We start from the raw sequence: 16,816 nt of genomic DNA on the forward strand, positions 1-16,816 counted from the left end.
CCTTCGCGCTCAGCCGAGGGTGATCTGGCTCATGTAGCCGCCCGGGAGCATGTCCTTCCACCCGGCGTTCAGCTCGCCTTCCTTGACCAGGGCGGTCCCGTCGGCCTTGATGATGCCGACCCGGTTGCCGGAAAGCGCCAGGTCTCTCATGACTCCGCCGGGGAGCATGTCCTTCCAGCCGGCGTTGAGCTCGCCGTCCTTGACCAGCACCGTGCCGTCGCTCTTGATGATGCCGACCCGCCTTCCGGACAGCTCGACGTCGGTCATGACTCCGCCGGGGAGCATGTCCTTCCAAGCCGTGTTCAGCTCGCCCTCCTTGACCAGGACGGTCCCGTCCTGCTTGACGATGCCGACCCGGTCGCCGGAAAGCGCCAGGTCCTTCATGACTCCGCCGGGGAGCATGTCCTTCCAGCCGGCGTTGAGCTCGCCGTCCTTGACCAGCACAGTGCCGTCGCTCTTGATGATGCCGACGCGGTCGCCGGACAGGGCGATCTGCTTGATGACGCCGCCGGGGAGCATGTCCTTCCAGCCCGCGTTCAGCTCGCCCTCCTTGACCAGGGCGGTCCCGTCGCTCTTGATGATGCCGATGCGGTCCCCGTCGAGGGCGATCTGCTTGATGACGCCGCCGGGGAGCATGTCCTTCCAGCCCGCGTTGAGTTCACCGTCCTTGACCAGGGCGGTGCCGTCGGCCTTGATGATGCCGACCCGGTCGCCGGACACCACGACCTGCGTCATGACGCCGCCGGGCAGCATGTCCTTCCAGGCGGAGTTGAGCTCGCCCGCCTTGACCAGCACCGTGCCGTCGCCCTTGAGAATGCCCACCCGCTTGCCGGTCGCGGGAGGCGGCGTGCCGCCGCCACCGCCGCCCGTGCCGCCGACCGGGGCGGAGTAGCCGACGATGTCGCCGTCCGAGCGCGAGTAGGAGTTGGTCTTGGTACGGTCGCTGCTGTTGCCCTCGATCGTGTAGATCGTGGAGCCGTCCGCTGACTCGACGACCCCGACGTGGTCGATGTCGCCGCTCTGGTCCCAGTCGAAGACGACCGCGTCGCCGGGTTGTGGTGTGTATCCGCTGCCTCTGCTGTGCCAGGTCCCGTACAGCTCGCCGTAGTCCCGGAACGAGGCGGCCCATCCGGTGAGTATGCCGCCGCTGGTCTCCGGCACGTCGGCGTGCGGGACTCCGGCGTTCTTCCACACGAACTTGACGAAGTCCGCGCACCAGTCGCTGTCCGCCCATTGCAGTTCGATGTAGGGGCAGCCCGCGGTGGGCTTCCAACCGCCGCGGAAATAGCCGGTGTAGTAGTTGCAGCCGCTGCCCATCGGCTGCTCATGGTTCCTGTTCGCGTTGTGCAGCTCGTCCATCGCGACGGACACGATGGTGTCGCGGCTCACCGCCATCGCGGGCGCCGCCGACAGGCCTATCAGGCACGCGGCCTGCAGGGCGACCACGGTTAACCCGAGGACCAGCCTCCGGATGAGGATCTTTCTCATCGCCGTCTCCTTCACGGGTCGGATCACTTTTCGGATCTGACCGGAAGGTTGGGGCACGGCCCTGCAATAACCCTGCAACCTGACTCCAGCCGGTTGGCACCGCGCGCATCCCCCAGGGCGGTCGGGTGGGCGTGCGATGCGAAGCCGCTGTAATTCCGCTGTAATCCCGAAGGATTCCTATGGGGTGCGGATCGGGATGGTGGTGGGGTCGGACAGCACGCGCTCGATGATGACGTGGACTCCGCCTCGTGAGGCGGCGCCGAAGCCGAGATCGGAGGCGGCGAAACCGCAGCGGTCGGTGGCCGCGGTCATGCCGAGCCGGTCGAGTTCCGTCTGGGCGACGGGGATGATCCGGTCGGCGAGCTGGGCGAAGTATCCACCCAGGACGACCACCCGCGGGTTGAAGAGGTTGATCAGCATCGCGGCGCCGCGGCCGAGCCACCGGCCTACCTCGGCGATCGCGGGGTCGACGCGGGGATCCCCTTCGGCTCGCCGCTGCTCCATCTCAGCCAGCCGTTCCTCCGGATCGCGTACGACCTGGCCAACCCCGTAGGCGTGATCCGGGGTGGCCATCCGCACCAGCGCCGCCAGCCCCACCTTGGTCTCCCAGCAGCCGATCCGGCCGCAGCCGCAGCGCTCACCGGCCGGGTCGACCATGATGTGGCCCGCCTCCCCGGCGAAGCCGTCCGCTCCGTTCAGCAGTCGGCCGCCGGAGATGATGCCGCAGCCGACGCCGACCTCGCCGGTGAGGTAGACCAGGTTCGGCGTGCCCATGGCGACCCCCGAGCGATATTCGGCCAGCGCCGCGAGGTTGGCGTCGTTGTCGATGGTGATGGGCACGTCCGGGGCGGCGGACCGCAGCCGGTCGGCCACCGGCACCTGGTGCCAGCCGAGATTCGGGGCGATGACGACGGTGCCGGTGGCGGTGTCGATGAGACCGGGGACGGCCACGGTGATCCCGGCCAGCGCGACCCCGAGCCGGCCGAGGTCGGCGACGGTCTTCCCGATCACCTGGGCCAGCTTGTCAAGCGAGCGGCCGGGGTCGTTTCCCATGGCGTCGAAGCTGATCCTCCGGTCGGCGAGCACCCGGCCCGCCAGGTCGGTGGCGAAGGCGGCGATGTAGTCGACGTTGACTTCCACGCCCAGCGCGCCCACCTGGGAGCCGTCCAGAACGAGCGCGAGGCTTGGGCGCCCGACCGAGCCCGCGCGTTGCGGCCCGATCTCCTTGACCAGCCCGCGCGCCTGCAACTCGCCGACCAGGCTGGTGATGGTGGTCTTGTTCAGGCCCGTCTCGACGGCGGCAGCCGATCGGGAGCACGGGCCACTCTCGCTGACATGGCGCAGCACGAGGGAGAGGTTGGAGCGGCGAATCGTGGCCTGGTCCGCGGGGACTCCCGCCGACCGGCGGTCCGGACCGGTGAGATCCACGGCCGCCCCCTCAATTCGTCTACATGACAGGCCAAATTAAAGACGGGTGAACCCGGTGAAGGCAATCGGCACGTGATGTAACGACCGGATAACGAGAGGTGCACCGCGCCGACCTGCACATACTTGAAGATGTCAACTCGTTACCTGTCCCGGTGGTGCAAACCGGACACACGCGTGTTACAAACCTCATTAATTGATCGCCGAGACAAACGAAAGGCGGTGACCGCGTGGAGCACCACGTCACCCGCGCGGCCGAAGCCGCCGCGCCGACCAGTTCGCCCATGTTGCGCCAGACGAACCTCTCCTTGGTCCTGCGCCACCTGCGCGACCACGTGTCCAAGTCCCGGGCCGACATCGCGGAGGCGACCGGCCTGCACCGGGCCACGGTCTCCAACCTGGTGGCCGAGCTTCTCGAGCGGCGGCTGGTACGGGAGACCGGCATCGAGCACGTCGGCGCCATCGGCCGCCCCCGGCGGTCCGTGGCGCTGCACGGGGCGCACGTCGGCGCGCTGGGTCTGGAGATCAACGTGGACTACATCTCGGTTCACGGCTCCGACCTCAGCGGCCGGGTCCTGGTGGAGCGCCGGGTCGGCTTCGACACGATGGCCAGCGGCCCGGATCGTTCGCTGCGCCGGCTCAGCCGGGTCGCCCGGGAGGCCGTCGAGGCGATGAAGCGGGCCGGGGCCGTCCCGGCCGGCCTCGGGGTGGCGGTCCCGGGCCTGGTCGACGTGGCGCGCGGCGTGGTGACGTTCGCCCCGAACCTGGACTGGCACGACCTGCCGCTTGCGGCTCGGCTGTCCACCGCGCTCGGCCTGAGCGTTCCGGTGATGGTCGACAACGACGCCAACCTCGCGGCGCTGGCCGAGCACACCTCGGGTGTCGCCGCCGGCACACCCCATCTCGTCTACCTGACAGGCGAGGTCGGCGTGGGCGGCGGCATCATCATCGACGGCAAGCTGCTCCGCGGCGCGGACGGGTTCTCCGGCGAGGTCGGGCACCTGCCGGTCGACCCGGGCGGCGCCCGCTGCGGCTGCGGGCGGCACGGCTGCTGGGAGACCAAGGTGGGGCTGGCGGCGCTGGTGCGGATGGCCATGCCCGAGCGGCCGTACCAGCCGGTCACCGATCCGGAGGAGCGGGCGACGGAGATCGCCAGAGGGTTGGCCGCGGGTGACCGCCGCATGCTGGAGGCGGTCGCGGAGGTTGGACGATGGCTCGGGCTCGGCGGCTCGATCGTGGCCAACCTCTTCAACCCGCGGGTGATCGTTGTCGGCGGCTACTTCGCCACGCTGGCCGAATGGCTGCTGCCGCACGCCCAGGCGGAGCTGGAACGGCTGGTGGTGGCGGGCCCCGCCGCCCAATGCCGGTTCACGGCTTCCAATTTCGGCTTCGGCGCCGCCTCCCGGGGCGCCGCGAGCATGGTGATCAACCGGCTCATCGACCACCCGACGACGATCATGGATCCAATACCCCGGCTGGCAGCCTACTGACAGCCCCCCAGAGCCTGGAGACGGCACCCTCCAGCCACCGCAGTAACCACAACACAAAGTAACAAGTGGCAACAAGCGCGGCGGCGCGCGCCTTGCCTGACGTATCCCCAGTCAGGAAAGGGATTCCCCATGTCACCACGTTCTCGAACGTGGGCCAGGCTCATCAGGGTCCTGCCAGTCAACGAAAATCGAACCTTACGTCGGACGGCAGCGATGGTGGCCATGGCCCTCGTCCTGCCCCTCATGCCCGTCCTCTCGCTCCTGACGTCGCCGGCGAACGCCGCCGCCGCGGAGCCCGCCTTCAAAGTGCTGGTCTTCTCCAAGACCACCGGCTTCCGGCACGACTCGATTCCGGACGGTGTAGCAGCCGTCCAGAAGCTGGGCACGGAGAACAACTTCGCGGTCGACGCGACCGAGGACAGCGCCGCGTTCACCGACGCCAACCTGGCGCAGTACCAGGCTGTCATCTTCATGTCGACCACCGGTGACCCGGTGAGCACGCCGGAGCAGAAGGCCGCCTTCGAGCGCTACATCCAGAACGGCGGCGGCTACGCCGGCGTCCACGCCGCCTCCGACAGCGGCTACAACTGGGCGTGGTACGGCCAGCTCGTCGGCGCGTACTTCAAGTCGCACCCGGCGATCCAGCAGGCCACGGTCCGGGTCGAGGACCCGGCGCACCCCTCGACGGCCCACCTGCCGACCTCGTGGGTGCGCACCGACGAGTGGTACGACTACCAGGCCAACCCGCGCGCCACCGTGCACGTGCTGGCCTCGATGGACGACAAGTCCTACACCGGCGCCACCATGGGCATCGATCACCCGACAATGTGGTGCCAGGACTTCGACGGCGGCCGCTCCTGGTACACCGGCCTCGGCCACACCAAGGAGAGCTTCGTCGAGCCAAACTTCCTGACCATGCTGCTCGGCGGCATCAAGACCGCCGCCGGCGTCGAGAAGGCCGACTGCTCGGCCTCGCAGAGCGGCAGCTTCGAGAAGGTCACCCTCGACGACAACACGTCGAACCCGATGATGACCGACATCGCCAAGGACGGCCGGGTCTTCTACATCGACCGCCTCGGTGACGTCAAGATCATCAAGACCACCGGCGCCACCGTCACCGCCGGTCACCTGAACGTGTTCACCGCCAACGAGAGCGGTCTGCTCGGCTTGGCGCTGGACCCGGACTTCGACACCAACAACTGGCTGTACCTCTTCTACTCGCCGAACAACGCCAACGTCGACCGGCTCAGCCGGTTCACGGTCAACGGCGACACGCTGGACTTCTCCAGCGAGAAGGTCGTCCTGAACGTGCCGGTCCAGCGGGCCGAGTGCTGCCACCACGGCGGCGGCATGCTCATGGACCCCAAGACGGGCGACCTGTGGCTGGCCACCGGTGACAACACCAACCCGTTCGCCTCGGACGGCTACACGCCGATCGACGAGCAGTCGGGCCGGTCCGCGTGGGACGCGCAGCGTACCGCGGGCAACACCAACGAGCTGAGCGGCAAGCTGCTGCGGATCACCCCGCAGGACGACGGCACCTACACCGTCCCCGCGGGCAACCTGTTCGCGCCGGGCACCGACAAGACCAAGCCCGAGATCTACGCGATGGGCTTCCGCAACCCCTTCCGCATGGGCCTGGACCCGAAGACCGGTCACGTGATGGTGGCCGACTACGGTCCCGACGCCGGTTCCGCGAGCGCCACCCGCGGTCCCCGGGGCACGGTGGAGTGGAACCTGGTCAGCCAGCCGGGCAACTACGGCTGGCCGTACTGCGTGGGGAACAACACGCCGTACATCGACTTCGACTTCCAGACCCGTGCGTCGGGCTCGGCGTTCAATTGCGCCGCGCCGGTCAACAACTCGCCGAACAACACCGGTCTGACCAACCCGCCGCCCATGAAGGCGGCGTCGATCTGGTACACCGGCAGCGTCGACCAGAACAACTTCCCCGAGCTCAACGGCGGCGCGCCGATGGGCGGCCCGGTCTACCGCTTCGACCCCGAGCTCAACTCGCCGGTCAAGTGGCCGGCCTACTGGGACGGCAAGGCCGTCTTCGGTGAGTGGAACACGAACAAGATGTTCTCGTTCCAGCTCAACGAGGCCGGCACCAGCCAGATCAAGATCAACCAGATCCTGCGGTCCATGAGCTTCAAGCGCCCCATGGACATCAAGTTCGGTCCCGACGGCGCGCTGTACCTGATCGAGTGGGGCTCCGGCTTCGGCGGCGACAACGCCGACTCCGGCATCTACCGCATCGAGTACACCAAGGGCACCCGCCCGCCGGTGGCCCGCGCCTCGGCGGACAAGACCGACGGCCCGGCGCCGCTGACCGTGCAGTTCTCCAGCCAGGGCTCGAGTGACCCCGACGGGGGGCAGCTCACCTACGCGTGGGACTTCGACGGGAATGGCACCACCGACTCGACCGAGGCCAACCCCTCGCACACCTACACCCAGGCCGGGCAGTACAGCGCGGTCCTGACCGTCACCAACCCGGGCGGCCTGCACGGCACGGCGAACGTGCCGATCACGGTCGGCAACACCCGTCCGACGGTGAGCATCGAACTGCCCCCGAACGGCGGGTTCTTCGAGTTCGGCGACCAGGTGAAGTACAAGATCACCGTCACCGACGCCGAGGACGGCGCGATCGACTGTGAGGATGTCCAGATCCAGGCCTACCTGGGTCACGACAGCCACGGCCACCCGCTGGACCAGCACCAGGGGTGTGAGGGCACGATCCAGACGCTGTCCGACAGCGGTCACGGCATCGACGACAACCTGTTCTACATCCTTGAGGCGACCTACGCCGACAAGGGCGGCCAGGGTGGCGCGCAGTCGCTGACCGGCCGGGCGGAGGCCATCCTCCAGACCAAGCGCAAGCAGGCCGAGCACTTCTCGTCGACCGGCCGGGTCGCCGACGGCACGGGCACCGACGCCGCCGGCGTCGCGACCGAGGCCGCCACCGACCCGCAGGGCGGCAACCAGAGCATCGCCTTCACCACCGACGGTGACTACTGGGGTTACACGCCGATCAACCTGAGCGGTATCTCGCAGGTCCGGTTCCGGGTCTCCTCGGCCGGGCCCGGCGGTACCGTGCAGATCAAGACGGGCAACGCCAACACCGGCACGCTGGTGGGCTCGGTCGACATCACGCCGACCGGCGGCTGGCAGACGTACAAGGACGTCACGGTCGACTTGACCAGCGTCCCGGCGACGACCGGCCCGGTGTTCTTCATCGTGCGCAAGCCGGCGAGCGCCGCCAACGGCGACTACCTGCTCAACGTCAACTGGGTCGACTTCATCGGGCAGGGTGTCACCGACAACCAGCGTCCGACGGTGACCGTCGCGGCCAGCGCGGTCGCGGGTGTCGCCCCGCTGAAGGTCGACTTCACCTCGACCGCGAGCGACCCCGACAACAACACCCCGCTCACCTACAAGTGGAACTTCGGGGTGAACGGTTCGCCGCAGCCGACCACGGCCAACGCGAGCTACACCTACACCGCGCCGGGCACCTACACCGCTTCGGTGACCGTGACCGACGCCAAGGGCGCTTCCAACTCCGCGTACGTCAACGTGAAGGTGGACCCGCCGACCGCGAACTGCTTCTCGGGACGTTCCGACGACTTCCTGGGAACAGAGCTCGACCGGAACCGCTGGTCGGTCGTCCGTGAGGACCAGAACCTCAAGGTCGCGGACGGCAAGCTCGTGCTGCCGACCTCGGCGACGGAGATCTACGGCAGTGGTGCCGGCAACGTGTCCAACATCGTCCTGCAGCCGCTGCCGCAGGGCGCCTGGACTGCCACCGCCAAGGTGACGATGGTCGCCAACACCCAGTACCAGCAGGCTGGTCTGGTCGTGTACGGCGACGACAACAACTACGCCAAGATGGTGCTCCAGGGTCGGAGTGCCACTCCCAACCACGCCGCCCGCATCTTCCAGTTCATCCGGGAAGAGAACGGCACGCCGAACGAGGTGACGGCGAGCAACACCGGCAACCTCGGTGACACCTTCCCCGACACCTACTACGTCCGGTTCATGAGCGACGGTTCCAACCTCACCGCTCACTACTCGGCCGACGGCACCACCTTCACGGCGATGCCGGAGACCAAGGCGCTGGCCGGGATCACCAACCCGCGCATCGGCCTCATCTCGTTCGCGAGCACCGGCAACCGCACGATCGTCGACGCCGCGTTCGACTGGTTCCACATCTCGCCCGACAACACGGCCACCAAGCCGGCGCCGAGCGACGAGTTCAACGGCACGGCCCTCGACGTCTGCCGCTGGGACGCGATCGTGCGTGGCGACGCCGCGACCGCCCGGGTGACCGGCGGCAACCTGGAGATCGACACCACGACGGGTGACATCTACGGGACCGGCAACTCCGCTCCGAAGAACTTCATCCTGCAGACGCCGCCGAGCGGCGACTGGACGCTGGAGACGAAGGTCGATGGGTCGGCGCTCAACGAGCAGTACCAGCAGGGCGGTCTGCTCGTCTACACCGACGACGACAACTACGTGAAGCTCGACTACGTCACCGACAACGCCGCGGGTTCCGCGGTGTCACGGCGCATCGAGTTCCGCAGCGAGGTCGCCGGCACCGTGCTCAACCCGCAGCCGCAGATCGGCGCGCTCACCCAGGGCGTGTGGTACCTCCGGCTGAAGAAGGAGGGCACCAGCTTCCGCGGGTCGTACTCCTCCGACGGCACCACGTGGACGGTCTTCGCCGACGCGGTCGCCAACACCGCGGTCGGCAACGGCAAGGTCGGTGTCTACACCATTGGCACCAGCCAGACGGCGTCCAAGACGGTCAAGTTCGACTACTTCCGCCTCACCCAGGGAGAGCCGGACACGACCGCTCCGGTGACGACGGCCACCCCTGACCCGGCCCAGCCGGCGAGCGGATGGTTCACCAGCCTGGTCCTGGTCACGCTGGCCGGCGCCGACGAGGCGCAGGGCAGCGGGGTCGACCGCACCGAGTTCCAGCTCGACGGCGGCGCCTGGACCACGTACCTGGAGCCGGTCGTCATCACCGGCGACGGCCCGCACACGCTGAACTACCGTTCGGTCGACAAGGCGGGCAACGTCGAGGCGGCCAAGGCGCTCGCGCTGAAGGTCGACGCGACGGCGCCCGCCACCACCGCGGACTTCCTCCCGGTGGGTCAGGGCACCGTCCCGGTGACCCTCGCCGCGACGGACGCCACGTCCGGCGTGGAGAAGATCGAGTACGCCCTCGACAGCGGCGACTGGACGCCTTACACTGCGGCGGTCAACGTCACCGGTGTCGGCGACCACGAGCTGCGCTACCGCGCGACCGACAAGGCCGGCAACGTCGAGGACACCAAGGCCGCGACCATCAAGATCGAGCCAGAGGCCGCGCCGACCATCCTGATCTCCGGTGTCGCGGACGGCACGGAGTACGGCGACAGCCAGGACCTCACCATCGCCTGGGAAGTCGCCGGCGCCAACATCAAGACGGTCACCGGCACCCTGGACGGCCAGCCGTTCACGTCCGGCTCGGTCCAGCCGCTGTACCAGCTGGCCCTGGGCGCGCACACGCTCACCGTCACCGTCGAAACCCAGTCCGGGACCAAGGTGGAGCAGACGGTCACGTTCTCCACCGTCACCTCGACCGACGACATCTCCGCCCTGATCGAGCGCTTCAAGGCCGCCGGCAAGCTCTCCGCCACCGGCGCCGCGAAGCTCCAGGACAAGATCTCCAAGGTCATGGTGTCCGAGGACAAGGAAAGGGAAAGGGACAAGAAGAAGATCGTCAAGAAGCTCGAGCGGTTCATCGAAGCCGTCAACGATCCCAAGATCGTCTCGAACGCCGAGGTGAAGGCCACGTTCCTGCGTGACGCCAACGCCTTGATCGTGGCGAACGGTGGCACGCCCGTTAACTGATCGGGCTGCTAGGGGTGCCGGGTCCTTCCCGGCACCCCGACGAGCCCGCGCCCAGGGTGCCCCACGCGGGCACCTTGGGCGGGGTTTCCGCACCTTGGATATGGCGGCCATCGACCGCGCCTGAAGGGAATCACGAATCGTGAGACTGAGATATGCCGTGACCGTCGTGCTGGCCGGGCTCGGGCTGATGCTCTGCGCACCGGCGGCCTCCGCCCAGGACAGATCGATCAAGCTGGAGGTGGTCGGGGACGGCGGCCACAACGTCAACGTGCTGGTCACCTGGAAGGAGGGCGGCAACCCGGTCACGGAGATCGTCGAGGCGACGCTGGTCGCGACCGCCGCCGACGGCCGTTCCTTCGGGCCGGTCCCGCTCCGGTCGTCACCCGAGGGCCAGAACCTCTACCACTCCGCCCAGCCGCTGCCGAGCGGTGAGTGGGAGGTGACCGTGACCACGACCAAGCCCGCCAAGGCGCGCAAGACGACGAAAGTGACGGCACAGGACATCGCCGCCGTGCCAGTGGCGGCGACCGCCCCCGAACGGGACGCGGCGGCGGCACCCGCATCCGACCAGGACCTGCCGCTCAAGATCGGCGTCATCGTCCTCGCGGCGGCGCTCGCCCTCGCGGTCTGGATCGGCCTCGCCCGTCGCCGGCGGGCGGACATCCGGCGCTGAGATGTCTACCCGCTAGCCGCCGGTGAACCAGACTTCTACCGCGATGCCGGTGGAATCGCTCATCGGCTGGGCCAGGAGCGTGGCGGTGCGGCCATCGGAGAGGGTGACCTCCACCACCGCTCCCTGGCCCTGCGCGACCAGCCGTACGGCGGCGTCCTCCAGGGCGAGCCGATCGCGGCGGGACAGGTCCCGGGGCGCGGAACGCGCTACGGCGGTTCCGGCTCCGAAACTCTTCGCCCGGAGGAACTCCTCCATCAGGGCACGCTCGCGTTCGCTGGTCAGTTCGAGCAGCCGTTGCTCGACGCCGGCGGCCGACCGCTGGGCCAGGGCTGTCATCTCCTCGCTCGCCCGGTCGTTCGGGCAGGTGACGCTGACGACGCCGGCCACGCGCCCGCTGAGCGGATTCCGGATCGGTGTGGCCACAGCGGTGAGCCCGTGCAGGTCCGCCGCGAAGTGCTCGTTGCCCGAGACCCGGCAGGTCCGCCGTTCCACCAGCGCCGTGCCGAAGGCGGTGGTGCCGATGTCGGGCTCGGCGTAGCTGAAGCCGGGCGCGGCGCCGACCGCGTCCAGCAGCCTGCCATGGGCTGGTTCACCCACGTTCCGCAGGAACATCACGCCCATCGCATCGCCCAGGAACATGCCCGCCGGGGTGCCCGCGACCGCGGTCCGCAGCCGCTCGAACACGGGCCGGGCCGCGCGCACGAGCTCGCAGTCGAAATCCAGGTCGTGGAACAGGCGTGGGCGGGCGGTCTCGGGAGTGAGTCCCGCCGCCTGGCACCGCCGCCACGAATTCAAGATCGGAACGCGCACTTCGCCCCCCGCGAGCTTTCCGTCCAGGAACCGCTCAATGATCTTGTCGGTGGGCTGCCGTCTCGCGTCCAAGACACCTGCCATACGGCTCGCTCCCACGGCTCCCTCCCACTAGGCGTGTCTGCCCATAATATGGACAAACGGCATCATTGTTCTCAATATCGGGCAAAGAACGACCGATTTTCCGCCTGAACGGCGGGCCGGCCGCTTCATGGGTCGGCGAGTGGGAGACGAAGGATGAAGCGCGCTCCGTTGGGAGGCGCGTCCTCGACGTGCAGGGTGCCGTGGTGGGCGTGGGCGATGTCGCGGGCGATGGCCAGGCCGAGCCCGGTGCCGCCGCAGTCGCGGCTGCGAGCGGTGTCCAGCCGGGTGAAGGGCTGGAAGATGTGCTCGCGCTCCGCTGGCGGAACTCCCGGACCGTCGTCGGTGACGCTGAGTTCGGCCATGTCACCGGTGCGGTGCACCCCTACCACGACGCCGTGGGCGGCGTGCCGTTGCGCGTTGTCCAGCAGGTTGCTCAGCACCCGGTAGATCTGGGTGGGGACGGCGTTGGTCAGCACGCCGGGGGTGAGATCGAGTCGCGTCGGGTGGGGGTCGCCGATCCGGCGCGAGGTTTCGGATTCGGCGAGTCCGACCAGGTCGATGTGCTCCAGGGCGGTGGGCGGGGCGGCTCCGACCCGGGCCAGCAGGAGGAGGTCGGTGATGATGGCCTGCAGCCGGTCCACATCGCTCAGCGCGTGCCGGAGCAGGTCGGCCAGGTCGGTTTCGCCGGGGTGGAGCTCGGCTTCCTCCAATTGGGCGCGCAGCCCGGCCAGGGGAGTGCGCAGTTCGTGGGAGGCGTCGGTGGTGAAGCGCCGCTGACGATCGAGTGACTGCCGCAGCGACGTGGTGGCGCGCTCCAGCTCCGCGGATATCGCGCGCTCGTGGGTGTAGCGGCGGGCGTTGTCGACGCACACCGCCGCCCGGTTGACCAGTTCCTCGGCCAGGGAAAGGTCGTCTTCCTCGAACACGTCCCTGACTGCGGCGCGATAGAAGCTCACGATCCCGAGAGTGCTGCCGCGGGCCCGCATCGGCACCGCGACCAGGGAGCGGATGCCGTGCTCGCAGATTCTCCGGCAGCGTTCGGGATCCTGTGCCATCCAGCCGAGGTTGGTGGGCAACACCGGTTCGAGTATCGGCTGCTCGGCGGCTACGCTGCGGGCCTGTGGCGTGTACGGGAGCGGGTGGATGAACGACCCGGCCGGATACAGACAGGATCCTTCCGTGATGCCCTTCAAAGCGACCCGGCGCATCCCCGCGTAGATGGTGGCGGGCTCCTCTCCGCGCAGCACGCGGTCGGACAGATCGACGCCGACGTAGTCCGCGAACCGCGGGACGGCGACCTCGGCCAGTTCCTTCGCGGTCTGGGTCACGTCAAGAGTGGTGCCTATCTGGGAGCCCGCGTCGCACAGCAGGCTGAGTCGTTCGCGTGCCTGCAGGGCGAGCCGGCCGATACTCGGCTCGCTTACGGCGAGCAGCCACCCGTCGGTCACGGTGGCCGCGGGCTCGGCGGATTCGGCTCTGGGACCGGGCCGCGAGACCGATGTCACGTGCCGGGATGCGCTGCGGTCCACGATGGCCTCCACTGTGGTGTGGTGCGTCCCGTCCGGATTCCCGTCCGGGCGGCTGAGCAGCATGGCGGTACGGCTCTGCGACAGCGGCACCATCACGACGCCCACCTGCTCGGCCGAGATCAGTTCCGCGGCCTTCTCCAGGATGCGAAGCCGGTCGTACGCGGACACGGTGGAAGCGTCGTCCGGCCAAACGGTGTCCACCAGCGTGACCACCGGCCCTCGGGCCCGGCGCTTGGCGTCGAGGAAGGCCAGGAGCGACGCCTGTTCCCGTTCGGAGTACTGCTCAAGCAAGCGTTGTTCGATGCTTCTGGCCGCGGTCGTGACCAGGGCGAGCATCGCCGGATCGGCGCACCGGTCCGGGCAGGTCAGATCGAGGACGCCGTGGATGCGGCCACTGATCGGGTCGCGGATGGGAGCGGCCGCGCCTGCGAGCGTGTGCAGCGAGTCGGCGAAGTGTTCCCAGCCGCGGATGAGCGCCGGACGTCGCTCGGCCAGTGCGGTGCCGAGAGCGTTGGTGCCGCCGGCCTCCTCGGCGAACCCGAGGCCGGGCTGGAACGCCAGCCGGTCCAGCCAGCTGCGGAGTGCCGGTTCCCCGCCCTGGCGCCGCAGGATCCTGGCCCGCTCGTCGGTGAGAGCCACGGCCACCTTGATTCCGGAGAGCTGGGATTCCACCTGATCGAGCACAGGTACGGCGGCATGGACGAATCTGCTGTCCATGTCGATGTCCGGGTGGAACACGATGGACACGTGGTCGGGCGTGATGCCCATGCGCAGGCACCGCTGCCATGACGTCAGCACGCGTTCGCGAATGCCACTCTCGACGGGCTCGCCGGCCAGGAAGCGCTCGCGAGCGGCGATGAGAGCGGCGACGTCAGCTCCGCCGGCCACCATTGACCATCTCGTCCTTCCCGTGCGTTCTCCCTCACCGCTTATCTCTACTCAACCTAGACACATAGTTCTTCCCGGTTTATCCAAATTGATGTTGATTTATGGTAAATCAAACCTATTTAGGGTTATTGTAAACTGTTTGGTGGAGTTTGGTGGCATTCCTTCGAGCTGCTCCTGGCCGAGCGCCGTACCGGAGCCGATGCGGCCAAGGGAGGCTGACCGTCATCGTTTTGCATGTGGGTATCGACGTCGGGGGCACGTTCACCGACGCCGTCGCCATCGCGGACGGCCTCGCCGTACACGGCAAGGCGTTCTCGACGCCGGATGTGACGACCGGGATCCTCGCCGCGTTGAGCATCCTGCGCGAGCAGGTCGGGCTGAGCGAGGCGGAGTTCTATCCGGCGATCGACCGGTTCGTGCTCGGCAACACCATCGTCACCAACGCGGTGGACGAGCAGAAGTACGCCCGGGTGGGGCTGCTGACCACGCAGGGATTTCGGGACACGTTGAGGATCGCCCGCTCCGCGCGTACCGATGAGCGCGACTCGCACAAGCTGGCGCCGCCGCCGGACATCGTGGACCGGCGTCTGATCGTCGAGGTGCCCGAACGCGTCGACGCGCACGGGACCGTGCTGGTGCCGCTGTCCCGCGACGCTGTGCGCGGGAGCGTTGAGCAGGCATTGTCGGCCGGGGCCGAGTCGATCGCGGTGTGCCTGCTGTGGTCGTTCCGCAACGACGCGCACGAGCGGGCGATCGCCGATCATCTGCGCGAGCACCATCCGGACGTGCCCTACTCGCTGTCCAGCGCGCTGACGCCGGTGTATCGGGAGTACGAGCGTATGGTGACGACGGCGCTGGACGCGGCGGTCAAGCCGATCGTCGCGGCCCACTTCCGGCAGCTCGCCGACGCACTGGCCGCGAAGGGGCTCCACCGCACGGTGCAGATCATGCAGGTGCACGGCGGGTTCCTCTCGGTCCAGGAGACCGCGCGGGCGCCGATCTCGATGTTCAACTCGGGCCCGGTCGGCGGGGTCACCGGCGCGCGCCTGCTCGGCATGCGGCTGGGCCGGCGCCGGGTGCTCACCGCCGACATGGGCGGGACCAGCCTGGACGCCGCCGCGATCATCGACGACGAGTTCCGGGTGCTGCCGCGGGCCGAGATCGGCGGGCTGCCCACCAGCCTCACCGCGGTGGACATCGAGACCATCGGCGCCGGGGGCGGCAGCCTGGGCTGGATCGACGGCCGCGGGATTCTGCGCGTCGGCCCGCACAGCGCCGGTTCCGTGCCCGGCCCCGCCTGCTACGGCAAGGGCGGTGAACGTCCGGCGGTGACCGATGCCGTGCTGGTCATGGGGCTGATCAACCCCGGCTACTACCTCGGTGGAACGGTCCCGCTGTCGGTGGACAAGGCGCGTGCCGCGATTCGGCGGCACCTGGCCGACCCGCTCGGGTTGTCCGAGGACGCCGCCGCGCACGGCATGTACCGGCTGGCGACCTCGCAGATGGCCAACGCGCTGCGCAAGATCACCGTCAACCGCGGGCACGATCCCCGCGAGTTCACCCTGGTCGGCTTCGGCGGCGCCTGCGGACTGTTCGCCGCCGCGATCGCCGCCGAGACGGGAGTGGGCGAGGTGGTCATCCCGCGCAACGCCGCCGTGTTCTCGGCGTACGGGCTCATGCACGCCGACTCGGTCTTCTCCGCGGTCCAGACCAGCCCGTGGACGATGAACCTGCCGGCCGAGACGCTGGAGAAGGAGTTCGCCGCCCTGGAACAGCGGGCGCGGGACTGGTTCGACACCGCGGGCGTCCCTGCGGACCGCCGCGTGCTCTACCGCGAGGCCGACATGAAGTTCGTCGGCCAGATCTTCGAGGTGACCACGCGCCTGCCCGAGGAGCCGTTCCGGGAGGGCGACAAGGAGAGGCTGCGGCGCCGGTTCGTGGCGGACTACGAGGCTGAGTTCGGCACCGGCACCGCGTGGACCGAGGCCGAGGTGCTGCTGGTCAACTCGCGGGTCCGGGCGGTCGGCCGCACCGAGATCCAGAGCGTGACCGAGACCTTCGGCCAGGAGCGCCACACCGCCACCGAGCGGGAGGCCATCGAGCCGCTGTCCGGGCACCGCCGCCGCGTCGAGGTGCACCGGGGGTTCGGCGCGCTCGGCAAGGCCGAGGGCCCGTGCCTGATCGAGGAGCCGGACACCACCGTCTACGTGCCGCCGGACGCGACGGTCGAGGTCACCGACGGCGGGCACTTCCTCATCCGCTTCAACCACAGGTGAAGGAGATCGCTGTGAGCTCACCGGTGCGCGACGGCTTCGATCCCGTCACGCTCGAGGTGATCAGGATGCGCCTCGACTCGATTGTCGAGGAGATGGGCATCGCGATGATCCGGTCCTCCGGATCGCCCGTCATCACCGAGGCCGGTGACTTCAACACCGCGCTGTTCGATCCCGAGGGACGCATCTACGCCTACTCGGACTATGTGCAGTTCCACATCGGGTCGGGCAGCGTGGCCGTGCGCAACCTGGTCG

General features: G+C 68.8%; 9 protein-coding genes. 5 read left to right on the plus strand and 4 right to left on the minus strand.

All coding sequences use genetic code 11. The features are described from left to right. Positions 1-9: 9 nt before the first annotated feature. The gene (locus tag ABGB08_RS31145; protein WP_347597267.1) at positions 10-1,488 is read right to left on the minus strand and encodes a CHAP domain-containing protein; all 1,479 of its coding nucleotides are present in this window, start codon (positions 1,486-1,488) and stop codon (positions 10-12) included. A 177-nt stretch (positions 1,489-1,665) separates the two neighbouring features. Next, positions 1,666-2,916 (minus strand): ROK family transcriptional regulator, encoded by a 1,251-nt coding sequence (locus tag ABGB08_RS31150; protein ID WP_347597270.1) that lies wholly within the window; start codon positions 2,914-2,916, stop codon positions 1,666-1,668. Positions 2,917-3,143: 227 nt separating this feature from the next. On the opposite strand from ABGB08_RS31150, the gene ABGB08_RS31155 reads away from it, so the two are divergent. The 3 genes from ABGB08_RS31155 (at position 3,144) to ABGB08_RS31165 (ending at position 10,977) form a co-directional block, all read left to right on the plus strand. Beyond that, complete coding sequence (locus ABGB08_RS31155) at positions 3,144-4,403, plus strand: ROK family transcriptional regulator (protein ID WP_347597273.1); 1,260 nt, start codon at positions 3,144-3,146, stop codon at positions 4,401-4,403. 222 nt (positions 4,404-4,625) lie between these two features. Further along, positions 4,626-10,304, plus strand: a complete 5,679-nt coding sequence (locus ABGB08_RS31160; protein WP_347597276.1) for a ThuA domain-containing protein — start codon at positions 4,626-4,628, stop codon at positions 10,302-10,304. A gap of 139 nt (positions 10,305-10,443) precedes the next feature. Continuing rightward, positions 10,444-10,977, plus strand: a complete 534-nt coding sequence (locus tag ABGB08_RS31165) for a hypothetical protein (protein WP_347597279.1) — start codon at positions 10,444-10,446, stop codon at positions 10,975-10,977. Positions 10,978-10,989: 12 nt separating this feature from the next. Here ABGB08_RS31165 and ABGB08_RS31170 read toward each other — a convergent pair whose 3' ends face one another. Then, positions 10,990-11,859, minus strand: a complete 870-nt coding sequence (locus tag ABGB08_RS31170) for a GAF domain-containing protein (protein WP_347597282.1) — start codon at positions 11,857-11,859, stop codon at positions 10,990-10,992. Positions 11,860-11,996: 137 nt separating this feature from the next. Further along, positions 11,997-14,291 (minus strand): ATP-binding protein, encoded by a 2,295-nt coding sequence (locus ABGB08_RS31175; protein ID WP_347597285.1) that lies wholly within the window; start codon positions 14,289-14,291, stop codon positions 11,997-11,999. A 233-nt stretch (positions 14,292-14,524) separates the two neighbouring features. On the opposite strand from ABGB08_RS31175, the gene ABGB08_RS31180 reads away from it, so the two are divergent. Beyond that, a complete protein-coding gene (locus tag ABGB08_RS31180) occupies positions 14,525-16,564 on the plus strand; it encodes a hydantoinase/oxoprolinase family protein (protein WP_347597288.1) in 2,040 nt (679 codons plus the stop codon). 11 nt (positions 16,565-16,575) lie between these two features. Continuing rightward, on the plus strand, positions 16,576-16,816 hold a 241-nt coding region (locus ABGB08_RS31185; RefSeq protein WP_347597290.1), incomplete at its 3' end, for a hydantoinase B/oxoprolinase family protein.

The sequence above is a fragment of the Acrocarpospora sp. B8E8 genome (assembly GCF_039871605.1).
Taxonomy (GTDB): Bacteria; Actinomycetota; Actinomycetes; order Streptosporangiales; family Streptosporangiaceae; genus Acrocarpospora; species Acrocarpospora macrocephala.

Excerpts from the sequence above, each read along its gene's own strand:
- ABGB08_RS31175 (WP_347597285.1), bottom strand. The coding sequence starts at position 14,291 with ATGGTGGCCGGCGGAGCTGACGTCGCCGCTCTCATCGCCGCTCGCGAG.
- ABGB08_RS31145 (WP_347597267.1), bottom strand. The coding sequence starts at position 1,488 with ATGAGAAAGATCCTCATCCGGAGGCTGGTCCTCGGGTTAACCGTGGTC.
- ABGB08_RS31160 (WP_347597276.1), top strand. The coding sequence starts at position 4,626 with ATGGCCCTCGTCCTGCCCCTCATGCCCGTCCTCTCGCTCCTGACGTCG.